A 17,680-nucleotide genomic window follows, 5' to 3' on the forward strand; every position below is an offset into this window, starting at 1 on the left:
CGGATATTTTCCCTTGCATTTCCCGGTCCTTTATGCTAAACTAGTCTAGCATAGGTTTTGTATGATAGATGAGAAGAGGTGTAAATTTTGAAAGAAGGAATTCATCCGAAATACTACAGCAACGCCAAAGTAACGTGTGCTTGTGGTAATACATTCGAAACAGGTTCAACTAAACCGGAACTGCGTGTTGAAATTTGCTCTAAATGCCATCCGTTCTTTACGGGCCAGCAGCGTGCCCAGCAGGCTCGTGGCCGTATCGAACAGTTCAATAAACGTTATGGTAAAAAAGCTAGTAAATAAGCAGTACAAGTGTGCAGCAGAGCAGAAATGCTCTGCTCTATTTGTTTGTGTGGAAATGGGGTGTGCCTTTTGAATAAACCCACTACGTATGTAGGAGGCCAGGCTGTCATAGAGGGGGTCATGATGCGGGGGCCGAAATATATTGCTACGGCAGTGCGGACGCCGTCCGGCCAGATTACGGTCAAAAAAGATGAAGTACATTCATTGTGTGAACGGTACCCGATTTTGAAGAAACCCCTGCTGCGCGGTACGATTGCCTTGTATGAATCCCTGGTATATGGCATGAAATGCCTGTCCTATTCTGCCCAGGCTGCCGGCGAAGAAGAAGAGGAACTGTCCCGCCCGCAGATGATGGCAACGATGGCTTTTTCGATTGTATTGGCCATTGTCATTTTTCTCCTCATTCCGACGTATGGCGCCAAATTCATACCGGGTGTCATGGACAGCGCCGTCCGCCTGAACATTGTGGAAGGCGTATTACGGCTGCTTATCTTCTTATTGTATATATGGGGCATTTCCCTTACGAGCGATATCCGCCGTGTCTATGAATATCACGGCGCTGAACATAAAACTATCTGGACCTACGAAGCAGGAGAAGAACTGACCGTTGATAATGTCAAAAAACACAGCCGTCTTCATCCGCGCTGCGGTACTAATTTTCTGCTCATCGTCATGGTCGTCTCTATTTTTGTCTTTGCCTTCCTGGGGTGGCCGAATCTGGCCGAACGGGTGGTATCACGGATTCTTTTAATGCCTGTCGTGGCTGGTATCAGTTATGAAATGATCCGCATAGCCGCGCGGACGGAAAATCCGCTTGTCCAGGCAATTTTTAAGCCGGGCCTGTATCTCCAGTATCTGACGACGCGGGAACCTCATGCGGATCAGATTGAAGTGGCTATTGAAGCGATGAATGCTGCCAAGCCGGAAGATCATACGGAAACGCCGGATGGTGAAACTGCCACCGTAACGATTACGCCAGTAAAACCCGGAAATGAGGATGCATCCCGTGTCGAATCGGCGTAACTCCGGGATGTGGTAACGAAAGAGAGGAATTTACGTGTTTATTGATAAAGTGCAGGCTGTTGAAAATAAATTTATGGATCTGGAACAACGCATCAGTGACCCGTCGGTCATTGCCCGCCAGGAAGAATGGCAGAAGCTGACACGGGAACATGCGTCGCTGTCCCCGATAGTAGAGGCATACCGTCAGTACAAACAGGTGACGGAACAAATCCGGGACGACCGGGAATTATTGAAAGATCCGGAAAGTGATGCCGAAATCATCGCCATGGCCAAAGAGGAAGTAGCGGATTTGGAAAAGAAGCAGGCCGGACTGGAAGAAGAGCTGCATGTCCTCATGCTGCCCAAAGACCCGCGGGACGATAAAAACGTCATCATGGAAATCCGTGGCGGAGCCGGCGGTGACGAAGCAGCCCTGTTTGCGGGAGATTTGTTCCGCATGTATATGAAATACATCGAAAAACAGCCTGGCTGGAAGGCGAGTATCATCAGTTCCAATGCTCCTGAACTGGGCGGTTTCAAAGAAGTTATTTTTTCCGTTGAAGGCCATGGTGTATATGGCAAACTGAAATACGAATCAGGTGTACACCGTGTGCAGCGTGTACCTGTTACGGAAGCCGGCGGCCGCATTCATACGTCTACCGCTACGGTAGCCGTACTGCCGGAAGCGGAAGATGTGGAAGTCGATCTGAATATGGATGATGTCCGCGTCGATTATTTCCGATCCAGCGGGGCCGGCGGTCAGCACGTCAATAAGACGAGTTCGGCTGTCCGCATGACCCATATGCCGACGGGAATTGTTGTCGAATGCCAGGACGAACGGTCCCAGCTGGAAAACCGGGCCAAGGCCATGCGCGTACTGAAGGCGCGCCTGTTGGACAAAGCCCAGCAGGAAGCCGATGCAGAAGTGACGGAAGCACGGCGCAGCCAGGTCGGTACGGGCGACCGGAGCGAACGGATCCGGACATATAATTTCCCGCAGGGGCGGGTAACGGATCACCGCATCAATCTGACGTTGTACAAGCTGGAAAACGTCCTCAACGGAGACCTGGATGAATTCATTCAGGCTTTGGCGGAAGCGCACCGGGCAGAACTGATGAAAGAAGAATCAGAAAATGAGTAAGTTGTGGACCATAGGGGCACTTCTCACCTGGACGACGCAGTTTTTTGCATCGAAGGGCATTGATTCGCCACGGCTGGATGCGGAAATCCTCCTTTCTCACGTATTGAAGAAGGAACGGATTTATCTCTATGCCCACTATGATGAACCGATGACAACAGAAGAACTGGCCACGTACCGGGAATTGGTCAAAAAACGAGCTGACCGGTTGTCTGTGGCACATATTTTGGGAGAAAGGTCTTTTATGGGTCTAGATTTCCTGGTCAATGAAAACGTGCTGATTCCCCGCCCGGAAACAGAAATGCTCGTCGAAACCGTATGGGAGCAGCTGGAACCGGAAGCGGAGGCACGGATTCTCGACATAGGCACGGGAAGCGGGGCCATCTTGTTGAGTCTGCTCCACGAAAGGCCGCAGTGCCAGGGGCTGGGTGTCGATATTTCAGAAAAGGCGCTGGCTGTTGCCCGGAAAAATGGGGAACGGCTGGGGCTTTCAGACAGGGTAAGCTGGCAGGTAAGCGATCTGTTTGCATCGGTACCGCCGTCTGTCTATGACTGGGTCGTATCCAATCCCCCTTATCTGACGGCAGATGATATGAACCATTTGCAGCCGGAGGTGCGCCATGATCCCCGGCAGGCCTTGTTTGGAGGCAAAGACGGGCTTGACTATTACCGCCGTATAGCCCGGGATGCCGTGCCGTATGTGAAAGTAGACGGGTTTTGTGCCGTCGAATGTGGGGCCGGACAGAGCCGGGATGTTGCCTCGATTCTTACGGCGTCAGGTCATTTCGTATTACAAAAAATAGTAAAGGATTACGGCGGCATCGAACGGGTCGTCGTATTCCAGCGAAAAGAGTAGATCAGTGTGAAACAGACAAAAATAGTCCGCATAACGGACGTAGAAAAAGATAAGGATATATTGGAAGAAGCTGGCCGCATCATCCGGGATGGCGGTATCGTCGTATTCCCGACAGAAACGGTCTATGGTATCGGAGCAAATGGCCTCAATGCCGACTGTTGCCGCAGTATTTACGCCGCCAAAGGGCGTCCTAGCGACAACCCGCTCATCCTGACCGTTCCGGACCAGGAGGCAGCTCATGAGGTTGCCGCGTACGTTTCGCCGACGGCTCAGAAGCTGCTCGATGCGTTCTGGCCGGGGCCTCTCACCATCATCTTCCCACGTAAATCCTGTGTGCCCGATGCTGCCACGGGAGGACTGGATACCGTCGCTTTACGTTGCCCGGACCATGATATTGCCCATGCGTTCCTCAAGGCGGCCGGTGTACCTGTCGCGGCTCCCAGCGCCAACCGGTCGGGCCGCCCCAGCCCGACGACAGCCGGAGAAGTCGCCCACGATATGGATGGACGGGTCGATATGATCATCGATGGAGGTCCCTGTCATATCGGTGTCGAATCGACTATTGTCGAATGCCACGATGATGATACGGTTACAATTCTTCGTCCCGGCGGAGTGACCCTGCCGATGCTGGAAGAAGTCGTGGGAAAAGGAAAGGTCGATGTAGACCGTCACATCATTACAGGGAAAGGCGTACCTAAGGCACCAGGGATGAAGTACCGCCATTATGCGCCTTCAGCTCCGGTAACGGTTTACGTAGGCTCTGTAGAACACGTACGGCAGGCTATGGAACAACAGGCGCTGGGACTTACGGCCGAAGGAAAGAAAGTCGGTTTTTTGGTGAGCCGGCAGACGGCTGAAGCATTTCCCAAAGATGCCATGTACATCTGGGGAGACCATGATGACAAGGCAGCCCTGGCAGCCCAGCTGTATACGGGCCTTTTGTTCTTTGACAGTGTCCATGTAGATCATATCCTGGCTGAAGGTACCGATGAAGAAGGCCTGGGAATGGCTATTATGAACCGCATGAAGAAATCTGCCGGCGGAGATGTCCGTTCCGTTTAAGGAAGAACGCTTTATTTTTCTGTCCTGTCAGAGTATAATAAATAAGAAAAGCAAAGGTGTCTGTCGCATCGGTGTTTATTTTATTTATGTACAGGAGGAAATAGTCTATGAAATTAGTAATTGGTGCAGACCACGGTGGTTTCGATTTGAAGGAAAACATCAAACAATACTTGGACGAACAGGGAATTGCCTACACTGATTATGGTACACATACGCCGGAACGGTGTGACTATCCGGTCATTGCCAAAAAGGTAGCTGAAGCCGTTGCCGATGGTACATTTGACAGAGGTATCCTAGTCTGCGGTACCGGTATTGGTATCGGTATTGCCGCCAACAAGGTCCATGGCATCCGGGCTGCTTTGTGCCACGATATGTTCTCTGCCGAATACTGCCGCCGCCACAATGATGCCAATATTCTCACTATGGGTGGCCGGGTCATCGGTCCGGGCCTTGCCAGAGAAATCGTCCGCATTTTCCTTTCTACGGGGTTTGATGGCGGCCGTCATGAAGTCCGTGTCAACATGATTAAGGAAATGGATAAATAAGCCGCAAGGCAGCTATATGTCATAAAGAAAGGAATATACCACATGCAGATCGAAGTATTAAATCACCCGCTGATTCAGCACAAAGTGACGCTGATGCGGAAAAAAGAAACAGATTCCAAAGATTTCCGGGAATTGCTGGAAGAAATTACCATGCTCATGGCCTATGAAATCACCAGAGACCTTCCCCTGGAAGACATAGAAATTGAAACGCCGCTGCAGAAAATGACGGGCAAGCAGATCAGCGGCAAGAAGCTGGTCATTGTCCCTATCCTGCGCGCCGGCCTGGGAATGGTTCAGGGCATGCTTAATCTCATGCCAATGGCAAAGGTAGGTCATATCGGACTGTACCGCGATCCGGAAACGAAGAAGCCGGTCGAATATTATTGCAAGATGCCTGATATCGAAGGCCGTGATTTCATTATCGTCGATCCTATGCTAGCTACAGGCGGCAGTGCTTCGGCGGCTATTACGCTGCTCAAGCAGCGGGGAATCAAGAATATCAAGTTTATTTGTCTGGTCGCAGCTCCTGAAGGGGTACAGTGCCTGAACCGCGAACATCCTGATGTAAAGATTTATGCAGCGGCACTTGATGACCGCCTGAACGAAAACTGCTACATCCTTCCCGGTCTGGGTGATGCCGGCGACCGTATTTTTGGTACGAAATAACGGACAGCAGGAAATGATTTACTGATAAAAATGGACTGTAACGAAATGGGAATATCGCCTGTTTTCGTTACAGTCCATTTTAGTTGTTAGTGAGCGCAGGCGACATGGCCGATTTCTTCCGGTATATACGGTGTTTCCTGGTAGACCAGGTTGAGCCAGTTATGATAGAAGATATGGGCATAGCTGCACCAGGTAAAGGCCGGCGTCCTGCGGTCATCATTATCAGGATAATAATTGGCCGGCGGAGCGATGGGAAGGCCTTTATTCTTGTCGCGTGTATATTCCTTGGCCAGTGTATCCCGGTCGTATTCGAAATGGCCGAGAATAAAGAACTGGCGGTTGTCCGGCGTGCCGATGATATTGATGCCGTTTTTGGCATTGCGTGAAAGGATTTCCAGTTCTGGTGTATTGTAGACGGCGACATCATCGATAGCCGTATGACGTGACTGGGGAATAAAATAACGGTCATCGAATCCACGCAGCAGAGGATGGTGGCGACGTGTAAGCTGATATTCATAAATGCCGAACAGCTTCTGGGGCAGGAGCTGCTTTTTGATATGGTAGAAATGATACAGTGCAGCCTGGGCACCCCAGCAGAACGACAGAGTAGAGTAGACATGGGTACGGGACCAGTCCAGGTATTTTACTAATTCCGGCCAATAATCTACTTCTTCAAAAGGCAGTGTTTCTACGGGAGCGCCGGTGATAATGAATCCGTCATAGTAGGTGTCCTTGATTTCGTCGTACGTGCGATAGTTGGCATCGAGGTAGGATGCATCAGTATTGCTGCTGATATGGGTAACCGTGTGACAGAAATCGACTTCTATCTGCAGGGGCGAGTCGCCGAGGAGGCGGAGATACTGGAGTTCTGTAATTTTTTTGAGCGGCATGAGGTTCAGAATCAGGATGCGCAGGGGACGGATGTCCTGGTGTAGTGCCTTGCGGCGGTCGATAGTGGCGATTCCTTCTTCGTGTAATTTTTCTTTTGCGGATAATCCGTCAATGATTTTGATTGGCATGATACGATTCCTCTTTTCTTTTGATGTACGTTGTAGTTACTTGACGGTTGCCGGCACTACGCAAAAAAAGCTTCCGCCCCAGTAAGGGACGGAAGCACCGTGATACCACCCAATTTCACTGTTTCCTCACGAAAACAGCCTCTTCAGGTACGCAGGCCCTAAGGCCCTCAATACCATAGTACGATAACGGGTACAACCGGACGGCCTGACTATTCGGCACGCCTGCTCAGAGTCCATCTTCTGCAGCGCTTTCTGTGCTCCATTGCACCGGACAGGAGCTCTCTGTGACAGTCCCTGCTGCATACTCTTCTCGTCTTAGCAACACTATCAAGTTGATGGGCTCATTCTAACATGCTTATACCAGATTGTCAAATAGAAATTGTCAGAAAAATAGCTTGACAAAGACTGCCGGGACGGGTAATATATATAGGTAAGCTTTTCACTTGGACTCCACCAGCCCCGGAGAAAAAGATCCTAAAGCTTAGGCTTAAGATAGTTATTCAGGGAGGATTATACAGCATGAAAACTACATTTATGGCCAACGCCAGCAACATTGAACGTAAATGGTATGTTGTTGACGCTGAAGGTCAGACATTAGGTCGTCTTGCTGCCGAAGTCGCAAAAGTTCTTCGGGGAAAACATAAACCGACATTTACCCCGCATGTAGATACAGGCGATTATGTAATCGTTGTAAACGCAGCAAAAGTAAAACTCACAGGTAAAAAACTCATTCAGAAGACGTATTTCCGTCATTCCGGCTATCCCGGTGGTTCTTCGTTTACACAGGCAGGCCACATGCTTGAAAAACGTCCGGAACGCGTTGTTGAAATGGCTGTTCGCGGCATGCTGCCGAAGAACAAGCTGGGCGAACAGATGTATCGCAAACTGAACGTATATGCTGGTGCTGAACATCCGCATCAGGCACAGCAGCCAGAAGAATTAAAGTTGAACATTCGTTAATATAACCGGGAGGAAGATTTCATGGCAGTAGCACAGTACTACGGCACTGGCCGTAGAAAAACCTCCGTTGCCAGAGTTCGTCTGGTTCCGGGTCAGGGTAATATCACAGTAAACAAAAAAGGATTAACCGAATATTTCGGCCGTAAAACGCTGGAACTCGTTATTAGACAGCCCCTCGTACTGACCGGCGTTACGGAACAGTATGATGTCATCGCTGACGTAAAAGGCGGTGGCCCGTCCGGCCAGGCTGGCGCTATCCGTCACGGTATCAGCCGCGCACTTCTCGAAGTCGATGCTGATTTCCGTCAGCCCCTCAAAAAAGCTGGTCTTCTGACACGTGATCCGCGTGAAAAAGAACGCCGTAAATACGGCCTCAAGAAAGCCCGTAAGGCTTCCCAGTTCAGCAAACGTTAATATACGCGTATATTTCCACAAACCTATGCAACAGATAAACCGCATGAACAAACCGTTCATGCGGTTTTTTTTAATGTCTAATTTTTATGAAGATCGATTAACTTTGAATAAATTCAAATGCGTAAGTCCTGTAATACACGTACAATATACAAATTATAAGTGATTCACAGCCTGATGTTATTACAATTCTATATATTTTTAAATTTGTTATGCTTTTTATTGTAATGTAGGCGATGCTGCATTGAAATAATTAAAATAAGATATATAATATTAACATATAATACATGAAAAATATAAAAACATGGAGGGATGCATATGAAGAGCGGACGCAATTTGCGACGACTTATCTTATTCAGTCTGGTTGCTGGTTGTGCACTGGGCGGATTAGGTAGTGGAGATGTGTATGCTGCTGAGGGACCGCCATATGAACAGATTCTATATATCAAAGGAGATGATACAGTAACCCAGAATGACACAGCCCCCAGCCTTCAAGTGGATACGAGCGGATTGCTCAAGGATGGGAATTTTACGTATGATACAGGCGACAAACTTTCAAAAGAAAAGCGGGGCCTTGTCATTATGAATTCCAAGAAAAATCTGAATTCATATACTGTTCGTGCTACTCTTGGGGCCGATTCGTCTATGACTATGGCCGATTATGGAAAGAGTGATTATCAGACTATTTTGCTGGAATCAGGAAATACTGCGATCCATGATGTAAATCTGCAGGTCGATGGATTATTGTCCCATAGATATGGAGGCAGTGGCGTTTACGGTATTTATAGTGGCGGTGGTAATCAATTTGATAATTTGACGATTAAATCAGATTTGAAAAATGCCATAAAAGACAGCGGTATCGTCAATACCAATGCCTATTTCATTGGGAAAGGGACCACTCAAATCGGCAATCTATACATTGATACCAAACTGGATCCCAATAACACGACGGGACGCAGCATTGCGCATAATGGTTTATATGCTGACCAAGGGGCGGTCATCAATGTCACGGGGAATACCTATATCAACGACCACATCGCCACGGGAACACATGATGGATATGACAATGAGTATGACATCGATACTAAGGGGAACGTGAATACCATCAGCAAGAACGATGCTGTGTCAGCTAAGCACGGCAGCGGTTCGACAATCAATATCAATGCCAAAGAAGACGGAACTATCCTGAATCCGGATAATACCGTTCAGATTTATGGTAACCTCGATGCGAAAGCAGGAACTATCCGCGTCGGCTTTTCAGGTAAAGATTCCTATTGGTACGGCGCTGGTGTCGGCCTGATTAAATATGATGAAGCGACACAAACCTATGGTGCCGTTCGCGATGACAGCCAGCTGCAAGTTACGTTGGCTGATGGAGCCAAATGGGTTCCTGATATCATGTTGCGTGGAAAAGATGCACAGGGGCTGGATACACGGAGCAATTATCTGAGTGCTATTACCCTCGATAAAGGCGGCATCATTGATACACATGCCTATAATGTCCATACTGGGGATAAGGATACAGTTAACAACCTGGTCCTGTATAACTTGAAATCCAATGAAGGGACTGTCGTCATGGATGCCAGCGGGGCCAAAGTAAATAGTGCCTATCGCAATGCGGGTACCGATTTCTTCACCATCAAAGATGGTTCGGGTCTGGTCTATGTCCAGCCAGCAGATATTTCTGCGTTAAAAGGTGTCAGTCCTGACAATCCAGTCCGCTTTGCCGATGCCGCTTCTGGTATTACTTTTAAGGCGATTACTAAGACCTCGGACATTTCAGACGGTGCCCTGTTTGATTATACGCCGGTCATTGATAAGAATATTGTATCTGGCCGGTTTGGGACTAACGGCAATGACTGGTATTTTGTCGATTATTCCGAAAATCCGACGGATAATATCAAGGTCCCTGTAGCCGCTGCCTCTGCCGTACATGGTGATTTGTTATCGCACCGGAACATCGACACGTTGAATCAGCGCCTGGGTGAACTGCGGGACTATAGTGATACGGAAGATGGCGTCTGGTTCCGCATGAAATCAGGGGAAACAGAATCGGATAAATATGGTCATTACAATTATCGTTGGAATTTCTACCAATTAGGGTATGACCGGACTGTGGCTGATCATCAGAATGGCAAATGGCATATCGGCGGAGCTTTTCACAGTGCCATGGGTGATGTAGACTACCATCATGGCGATGGCGACATGCGCAGCTACGGTGGCTCCTTGTATGCTGGCTGGGCTGGCAGCAAAGGCCATTATATGGATTATGTCTTATCGTACAGCCACTATAACAACAAATACAATATTTACCATGATGGCATGAAAGCGGCAGATGCAGACTATTCGGATCATGCCTGGATGGTTAGTGCCGAATATGGCCGTAAGTTCGACATGGGTGGTGAATGGTTCATCGAGCCGCAATCTCAGCTGGTATATGGCAAATCTGGCGGAAGTGACTATACGTTATCGAATGGCGTCAAAGTACATGATGATGGAGAAGACAGCCTGATTGGCAGACTGGGGTTCCGACTGGGCAAATCTTTTGCTACGCCAAAAGGACAGGCACCCAATCAGATTTACTTAAAATTCAATGTCCTCCATGAATTTTCCGGAGATTGGGACATGGCCCTTTGGGGAACCGATGCCTCCTATTATCAGCATTGTGATGGCGGAGATACGTGGTATACCTTTGGACTCGGTGGCAAAGTGTCCCTGACGGACAATACTGTTTTTTATGGAGACGTTGAAAAGTCTTTTGGTGGGGATGTAACAACAAAATGGCAATTCAATGCAGGACTTCGTTTCTTATGGTAAAGGAGCAATAAAGAAGCAATAAAGAAGAGATTGATCCATCGTATAGGTACGAAAAAAGAATAGGTTTATCAAAAAGGCCCCGCATAGTGATTCTTTTTAGCGGGGCTTTTTGAGTCTTGTTCAATTTTTTAACTGAAGGCCTTTTTTTCTTGACAACTTTCCTATTTCATTTTACACTATATTTGTGATATTGAACGCGTTCAAGGCGGTGAGAATAACGAAAAAGAATCGGGAGAATATGAATGGTGTGCAACAGCGCATCCTGGCGACGGCAAAGGATTTATTCGTTCATCAGGGATACAAGAAGACGACCATACGCCAGATTGTCGAAGAGTCTGGTGTCCTGACGGGCAGTATTTACTATTTTTTTAAGAATAAGGAAGATATTTTTCAATCTCTCGTATTATCTCTGTTCCATCAGTGCAATTATCTCATTGGTGAGCGTTTTCATGATGAATCGTCAGCTTTCCGTTACGCGGCCCTGTGTCAGGTCGAATTTGAAGCAGTACGCATGAATGAACTGGTACGGGAAACGTATTATGAAGGCTATACGTCACCGGTCATTTTTGAAAAAATAACGAACCATCTGACGGAAATGACCATTCAGATTTTCGGTGACAGCCTGACTCTTTCCCGCGAGGACGTATTTCTCCGGTCCCTCCTGATTAAGGGGGCTATGCGGAGTTATGTCATCCAGTTCGGCTTTTCCACTTCCGTCGATGCCGGCCGGTACAGCGAAATCTGTCTGCGTACGGCACTGGAACTATTGGGGGTAGGCTGCAATGAAACCGACGCCGTCCTGGAACGGCTGCGGGAGCGGTTGCCGGAAATCAGGGATATTGTCAATACGATAATCCATCAGCAATGAAGCTGCGTATCCGGACCCTGCCGCCGCATGAAAAACGGAGCAGAAAAATAAAAAAATCATGGTAATCACCACGATTACATGACCATATGTATTAAAATATATGGAATTTTGTATTAATATGTGTTATAGTGATATTATAGTTAAGAAAAAGTAACACTAAGACAGAACGTGACAAAATCAAATGTAATGAGGTGAAGGAAAATGATACTTTATTTTTCCGGCACAGGTAATTCGTTGAGCGCTGCGCGGTTTTTGGCCAGAGAGACGGGGGATACGGCTGTTCATGTGGTAGATCTGACGGCTCACTGTGGCACGTGCAGGGGAATTCAGGATAAAGTCATCGGTTTCGTATTTCCCGTTTATTTTGGTGATCTGCCTGATCCCGTACGGGAATTTGCAGAATATACACGGTTTGCACCTTCGACCTATTTTTATGCGGTAGCTACTTGTGGCAGTACACCCGGCAATGCCTTGTACAATCTGCAGGAAATTCTGGAACGGAAACGCTGCCACCTGTCGTATGGGCGGGCAGTGCCTATGATTGCCAATAGTACAGCTACATGGAAAAAGGGCGTGACGTATGATTTGAGCCGTCTTGAAACAGCCCGGAAAAAATTAGTATCTATTGCTACAGCCGTACGGGCCAGAACGGTCAATACGGACGAAGTAAAGCGCTCTCTGACGGGATCGCTTATGGCCATGCAGCTTGTCCGCCACATGGGAAAACGGCGCTTTGCCATCAGCGTGGATACAGAGGCCTGTACCGGGTGCGGGATATGTGAGCGCCTTTGCCCCATGCATAATATCACTATAAAGAATGGGAAAGCCCGTGCAGGTGATCAGTGTGTATCGTGCATGGCCTGTGCCCATTGGTGTCCATCGGGAGGTATCCTGGTTCATGGACACGCTATTTCCCGGGAAGACCAGTATCATCATCCCGATATAGAAGTCAAAGACCTTTTCTTGCGCTGATAAAAACGGGACTGATGCAGAATCGTATTCTGTGTCAGTCCCGTTTCTATATGAGAAAAAAAGGAGTCGGCCCGGTGAATCTTGTTATTGAGCGGCGGCTGCTTTGCCGAGAGCAGCGCATTCTTCTGAATTATCGGGTGTTTCATTGACGATAGCCGTACCAAATACGACAGCGCCGGCGTCCTGGGCGCGCTGTTTCCATGTGTCCATCCATTCGCCGGTTCCCCAGCCATAGGAACCGAAGAGGCCCACTTTTTTACCATTTAATTTGGGAGCGATGGCCGTAAAAAATGGTTCGACCACACTGTCTTCCAATTCTTCTGAACCCATAGCAGGGCACCCCAGGAGAATGACGTCATGCTGGGCGACAGCATCGGGGGTCGTATCTTCCATCAGGACACTTTCTACATCAGCACCGGCGGCTTTAACAGCGGCGGCGATTTCCTGTGCCATAGCTTCTGTGTTTCCTGTACCACTCCAATATGCGATTTCTACCATAATTGAGTCCTCCTTATGCTACGATGAGCTTTTCTAATGTCGTGCCGATGGCAAAGCGGTCCATATAATCTTTGCGGCAGCACGTATAGGCATGAAATAAGGCGGCGGCCTGACGAACATCGCCATATACTTTCCATTCACCGCACAGTTTGGCATGATTGCCTTTGTTTGTAATGAACCCCAACACATCGGCGAGAGGGTACCCCAGGAATATTCCTGATTCGTGTGGAAAACAGCCGTCTTCCTGGAAGCGCTGGGAAAGGTGATCTAAAAGCTGTGATATGCTGCTGTACGGATGATATCCATATGACTGGAGAAACCGTGCAATATAAGATTTCCGGGTATAAGCTTCTACCATTTCCGGACGAAAGACGTATAATAGTGTCCGCTGGGGGCACTGATAGAGAATGCGGAAATATAGCCCTTTACTATTATACTGACGGTTATACTGGGCGACGCTGGTTTCATATTCTTCCGTTGTTCCTTCCCGGTGAAGACAGAGCAGTGCACCCATTTTCAGACGGGCCAGTGTCGGTGCACAGTATGTAACGAGTAAATGATCGATGTTCATGTCAGTCCTCCTTCCTGTATTTTTCTGCCATAGTTACTATACCAATTATGATAACTGATGTCAATAGTTATTTGAGATAAAATATCAAAATAACATGATACAATGTGAATTAAAGCTGTAAAAAAAGAATTTTACGATATTAATTATCATAAACCAACATATGAATCAATCGGATGCGGGCTTTATTTTGATATATATATCCATAAACTAGAGGCGGATTATACGCAGAGATCGGAGCGTCTGTCTACTGCATTAAATAAATGTTTATGATAATCATTTATTTAATTTAGCATAAAATATATTTTTACACTGTGTATACTATTCAATAATAAATGATAATTATGCAAATTTAACTATAAAAATCCACTATAATAAATATTTAAATATATAAATTAATAAATATATAAAACAACAACAAAAAGATTTATGAAAAAATAAGGCGTATTTTGTTATTGACATTCATTTACTTGCACGACTATAATAAAGAAGATAAGGGGATTTGTGTATTCCTGTTATTTTTATATGTTGTATCTGTAGTTAGGAGAGGATTTTTATGTTTCAGAATACGAATTTTTGGATTGGCTTAGGTATTGGCGTCGTAGCAGGTATCTTTGGGTATAAGCTCATGCAGCAGAGACAGCAGCAGCTTCTTGCCCTGCAGCAGCCGGCACCGGTAGCCGCTGGTACACCGTCCCTGGAAGAACTGCAGCGTCAGAAAGAAGCTTTGGAAGACATGATTGCCGCACAGGAAGCGCAGCAGTAATATTTAGTCTATATAACCGGTGACAGCCTGGCTGCACCGGTTATTTTGCTAGCTGGCATAAAGGCCAGCAAGGAGGGATACGATGAAACGGATATCATTGGGACTGCCTCTGACCATTTCTCTTGCCGGTACGATTGGATCCCTTGTTGCCGGATCCAAACAGGCACATATTGCCTTTGGTATGGCACTGACAGGTCTTTCACTAATTCACGCATTTCAGAACCGGAAAGCGATGCTTGGGGCATGGGCCTGTAAACCGGTTCTGCCGGTCAGAAAACCGGTGTTGCCGCGGCCAGATGTATTGGACAGACTGCCCTGTGTAAGAAACCCCTTTCCCGGACATGGAGAAGTCGTTTTTTACATACCGGGACGCATACGCCTGTATATCCGGGAACTAAAAGGACAGGAAGGATACAAGAAGGTTTTGTGGGAAACATTAGAAGCCTTTCGTCAAATTGGTCATCTGGACATGAATTCCCGGACCGGTTCTCTGCTGATCGTGTATGATCCGGAAAAAGGAGCGGCATTGGAACCGCTTCGACCTTATATCCGCTATGCGGCATCCCACGCCCGCCGCAAAGGGTTCCCTGCCGGATAAACGCTTACAGGCCGGCTGCCTGCCGGCCTGTAGCTGCACGTATTAATACGGAGCTGTCTCCTGAAACGAACTCATCAGGATCCAGCTCCGTATTTTGTGCTTCGATGTATTATTTATGCCCGCAGGGCTCTCATGGAATTGAGTACTGCCAGAATCATGACGCCTACGTCGCCAAATACGGCTTCCCACATAGTGGCCATACCCAGCGCGCCCAGAATGAGGAGCAATCCCTTGATACCCAGTGCCAGGACGATATTCTGCCAGGCAATGCCTTTAGTTGCTCTTGCTACGCGGATAGCTGTCACCAGCTTGGAGGGTTCATCGGTCATGAGGACGACATCGGCCGCTTCAATAGCTGCGTCGGATCCGAGACCGCCCATGGCAATGCCTACATCCGCTCTGGCAAGTACGGGCGCATCATTGATGCCGTCGCCGACAAAGGCTAATTTCTTTCCAATCTGCTTGTGGGCATCCAGCTCTTCCAGCCGATCTACTTTATCTTGTGGCAGCAGTTGGGCATAATAGGTATCCAGTCCCAGTTTTTGGGAAACGGTCCGGCCAATGTCTTCTGCATCTCCTGTAAGCATAACCGTCTGGGAGACGCCGGCATCTTTGAGTCCCTGGATAGCCTGCCGGCTGTCTTCTTTGATTTCGTCGGTGATATGCAGACATCCGGCGTACGATCCGCCATAGGCGATGTACACTTTGGTTCCAGCTGCCGGACTGGGAGTAAACGTAATGTGCTTTTGATGGAGCAGCGTTTCATTGCCGGCCAGAATTTTTTTTCCTCTGTAGACGACGCAGATTCCCAGACCGGATAATTCCTGATAATCTGATAAAGTCGTCGTATCAATCGGATTTTTCCAGGCCTGGCGGATAGACTGGGCAATGGGATGGCGGGATTGAGATTCCGCCAGTGCTGCAAGATGAAGGACCGTGTCTTTGGAAAAATTGTCAGTGGAATCGATTGCCGTGACGCGGAATACGCCTTTGGTGAGTGTGCCAGTCTTATCGAAAACAACCGTACCGAGCTGGGTCAGGGCTTCCAGATAATTGCTGCCTTTGACCAGAATGCCCTTGCGGGAAGCCGCACCAATGCCACTGAAAAAGGTGAGAGGAATAGAGATGACTAAGGCGCAGGGGCAGGAAATGACGAGGAATATAAAGGAACGGATCAGCCAGTCGGCCCAGAGACCACCGAAGAAGAGGGGAGGGACCAGACCGAGGAGCAGCGCACTGAAAACGACGAACGGCGTGTAATACCGGCAGAACCGGGTAATGAACCGTTCCGTTGGCGCTTTGCGACTGGCAGCATTCTGTACGAGGTCAATGATTTTGCTGGCCGTCGATTCCCCAAAAGTACGGCTGACTTTGATTTCGATGACTCCATCTTTGGCAATACATCCGGACAGGGCAGTGTCTCCACTATGAACGCGGCGGGGTACAGATTCTCCTGTAAGAGCTCTCGTATCGAGGAGAGAACTGCCGCTCGTTACCTGGCCGTCCAGAGGAATCCGTTCTCCCGGATGAACGATGATCGTCGAACCGATGGCGATGGTATCAGGAGCTACGGTGATTTCTTTGCCGTCCTGCCTGATGTGGGCAACGTCGGGACGGATATCCATGAGACCAGAAATGGAACGACGGGACCGGTCTACTGCCATGTCCTGGAACCATTCGCCAATCTGATAAAAAAGCATGACGGCAACCGCTTCCGGGTATTCTCCGATGCCAAAGGCACCAATCGTAGAAATACTCATGAGGAAATGTTCATCGAAAATCCGGCCATGGGTGATATTGCGCAATGCCTGCCAGAGAACGTCATAGCCCAGGATAAAATAGGCGGCTATGAGTCCTGCCAGGTAAGTCATACCGGTAAAAGAGTAAAAGGAATGAAGGACCATGATGATGGCATACAGGATGGCGCCGGCGGCCAGGCGGATGATGCGGTTTCGCGTATTTTCATTCTCCTCACTGCAGCCCGGAGATGCTTCTGACTGTTCCTGCACCTCTACATCAGGTTCGTGTGTATGTACGATTGATTCGATGATGGGAGTTATCGTACGGGCCCGGTCCTCATCCAGCGTAATCGTCAGAGTCTGTTTCATGAGATTTACCGTAGAGGAAGTAATGCCTTCCAATTCGCCTACCTCTTTTTCAATCTTAGCGGAGCAGTTCGGGCAGTCCAGCCCTTTTAAAACAAATACTTTTTCCATCTCAAGCACCTTCTTTGATTAGTATAGTATATAAACTTCATTTCTAACATTTAAACATATGAACATATCTTCATTTGTTTTATGCTATTAGCATACGCTGTCTGATGGCAGATGTCAAGATGATATTTTTATTATAATAATATTATTCAGTAAACTGGATTCAGTAAACTGGGCAGGTATTTATTAAGGTTCATATAAAACCTTCAAGCTAGAAGATATTGATAAATAAATCTAAAATTATATAATGCATAATAAGGCACATAAACGTATCTCCGAAGACAAGGCGATAAAATACATGTATATCAAGGGCGTTCAAAAAATTTAAAAACATAATATCACAATATTGACAGTAATTACCGATTTCATATATAATAATTAATGTAAAAAGTTATCAATTTCACAACAACAGCTTCGTAAT

Annotated in this window: 18 protein-coding genes and 1 other annotated feature; of the genes, 14 read left to right on the plus strand and 4 right to left on the minus strand. The window is 47.6% G+C overall.

Going from position 1 to position 17,680, the window contains the following annotated elements:
* Positions 1-87 precede the first annotated feature (87 nt).
* The 7 genes from rpmE to upp all read left to right on the plus strand — a co-directional run bounded on the left by rpmE (position 88) and on the right by upp (position 5,569).
* The gene (rpmE, locus tag B2U90_RS06110) at positions 88-300 is read left to right on the plus strand and encodes a 50S ribosomal protein L31 (protein ID WP_059075966.1); all 213 of its coding nucleotides are present in this window, start codon (positions 88-90) and stop codon (positions 298-300) included.
* 69 nt (positions 301-369) lie between these two features.
* On the plus strand, positions 370-1,323 hold the full coding sequence (locus tag B2U90_RS06115) for a DUF1385 domain-containing protein (RefSeq protein WP_083237035.1): 954 nt from the start codon (positions 370-372) through the stop codon (positions 1,321-1,323).
* Positions 1,324-1,357: 34 nt separating this feature from the next.
* Positions 1,358-2,443 carry a peptide chain release factor 1 gene (prfA, locus tag B2U90_RS06120; protein ID WP_059075967.1) on the plus strand — a complete coding sequence of 362 codons (1,086 nt, stop codon included), beginning with the start codon at positions 1,358-1,360 and terminating at the stop codon, positions 2,441-2,443.
* Positions 2,436-3,296 carry a peptide chain release factor N(5)-glutamine methyltransferase gene (gene prmC, locus B2U90_RS06125; RefSeq protein WP_059075968.1) on the plus strand — a complete coding sequence of 287 codons (861 nt, stop codon included), beginning with the start codon at positions 2,436-2,438 and terminating at the stop codon, positions 3,294-3,296. The genes prfA and prmC overlap by 8 nt, the downstream gene beginning before the upstream one ends.
* Positions 3,297-3,302: 6 nt before the next feature.
* Positions 3,303-4,358, plus strand: a complete 1,056-nt coding sequence (locus tag B2U90_RS06130) for an L-threonylcarbamoyladenylate synthase (RefSeq protein ID WP_059075969.1) — start codon at positions 3,303-3,305, stop codon at positions 4,356-4,358.
* A gap of 107 nt (positions 4,359-4,465) precedes the next feature.
* A complete protein-coding gene (gene rpiB / locus B2U90_RS06135; protein ID WP_059075970.1) occupies positions 4,466-4,903 on the plus strand; it encodes a ribose 5-phosphate isomerase B in 438 nt (145 codons plus the stop codon).
* Between the two features lie 42 nt (positions 4,904-4,945).
* A complete protein-coding gene (gene upp, locus B2U90_RS06140) occupies positions 4,946-5,569 on the plus strand; it encodes a uracil phosphoribosyltransferase (protein WP_059075971.1) in 624 nt (207 codons plus the stop codon).
* 86 nt (positions 5,570-5,655) lie between these two features.
* Here upp and B2U90_RS06145 read toward each other — a convergent pair whose 3' ends face one another.
* Positions 5,656-6,588 (minus strand): homoserine O-succinyltransferase, encoded by a 933-nt coding sequence (locus B2U90_RS06145; protein ID WP_170087207.1) that lies wholly within the window; start codon positions 6,586-6,588, stop codon positions 5,656-5,658.
* Between the two features lie 81 nt (positions 6,589-6,669).
* Positions 6,670-6,914: a binding site (T-box leader), on the minus strand.
* Positions 6,915-7,107: 193 nt separating this feature from the next.
* Here B2U90_RS06145 and rplM point away from each other — a divergent pair.
* The 5 genes from rplM to B2U90_RS06170 all read left to right on the plus strand — a co-directional run bounded on the left by rplM (position 7,108) and on the right by B2U90_RS06170 (position 12,616).
* A complete protein-coding gene (gene rplM, locus B2U90_RS06150; protein WP_059075973.1) occupies positions 7,108-7,548 on the plus strand; it encodes a 50S ribosomal protein L13 in 441 nt (146 codons plus the stop codon).
* Between the two features lie 21 nt (positions 7,549-7,569).
* Positions 7,570-7,962 carry a 30S ribosomal protein S9 gene (rpsI, locus tag B2U90_RS06155; protein WP_118022355.1) on the plus strand — a complete coding sequence of 131 codons (393 nt, stop codon included), beginning with the start codon at positions 7,570-7,572 and terminating at the stop codon, positions 7,960-7,962.
* A 315-nt stretch (positions 7,963-8,277) separates the two neighbouring features.
* On the plus strand, positions 8,278-10,776 hold the full coding sequence (locus tag B2U90_RS06160; RefSeq protein ID WP_292017363.1) for an autotransporter outer membrane beta-barrel domain-containing protein: 2,499 nt from the start codon (positions 8,278-8,280) through the stop codon (positions 10,774-10,776).
* 238 nt (positions 10,777-11,014) lie between these two features.
* Entirely contained in the window at positions 11,015-11,644 is a 630-nt protein-coding gene (locus tag B2U90_RS06165) for a TetR/AcrR family transcriptional regulator (protein ID WP_292017364.1), read from the plus strand.
* 201 nt (positions 11,645-11,845) lie between these two features.
* The gene (locus tag B2U90_RS06170; RefSeq protein WP_292017365.1) at positions 11,846-12,616 is read left to right on the plus strand and encodes an EFR1 family ferrodoxin; all 771 of its coding nucleotides are present in this window, start codon (positions 11,846-11,848) and stop codon (positions 12,614-12,616) included.
* A gap of 84 nt (positions 12,617-12,700) precedes the next feature.
* Here the strand turns inward: B2U90_RS06170 and B2U90_RS06175 are convergent, their stop codons facing one another.
* A complete protein-coding gene (locus B2U90_RS06175; protein ID WP_059075978.1) occupies positions 12,701-13,114 on the minus strand; it encodes a flavodoxin in 414 nt (137 codons plus the stop codon).
* 13 nt (positions 13,115-13,127) lie between these two features.
* Entirely contained in the window at positions 13,128-13,685 is a 558-nt protein-coding gene (locus B2U90_RS06180; protein WP_292017366.1) for a DUF3793 family protein, read from the minus strand.
* A gap of 553 nt (positions 13,686-14,238) precedes the next feature.
* Between B2U90_RS06180 and B2U90_RS06185 the strand changes: the two genes are divergently transcribed.
* A complete protein-coding gene (locus B2U90_RS06185) occupies positions 14,239-14,448 on the plus strand; it encodes a 50S ribosomal protein L9 (RefSeq protein WP_170087204.1) in 210 nt (69 codons plus the stop codon).
* 82 nt (positions 14,449-14,530) lie between these two features.
* Positions 14,531-15,046 carry an HMA2 domain-containing protein gene (locus B2U90_RS06190; RefSeq protein WP_292017367.1) on the plus strand — a complete coding sequence of 172 codons (516 nt, stop codon included), beginning with the start codon at positions 14,531-14,533 and terminating at the stop codon, positions 15,044-15,046.
* 113 nt (positions 15,047-15,159) lie between these two features.
* Here the strand turns inward: B2U90_RS06190 and B2U90_RS06195 are convergent, their stop codons facing one another.
* A complete protein-coding gene (locus B2U90_RS06195) occupies positions 15,160-17,262 on the minus strand; it encodes a heavy metal translocating P-type ATPase (protein WP_292017368.1) in 2,103 nt (700 codons plus the stop codon).
* Positions 17,263-17,680 lie beyond the last annotated feature (418 nt).

Origin of the sequence: Megasphaera sp. UBA4233 (assembly GCF_002395615.1) — a bacterium.
Classification (GTDB): Bacteria; Bacillota; Negativicutes; order Veillonellales; family Megasphaeraceae; genus Megasphaera; species Megasphaera hexanoica.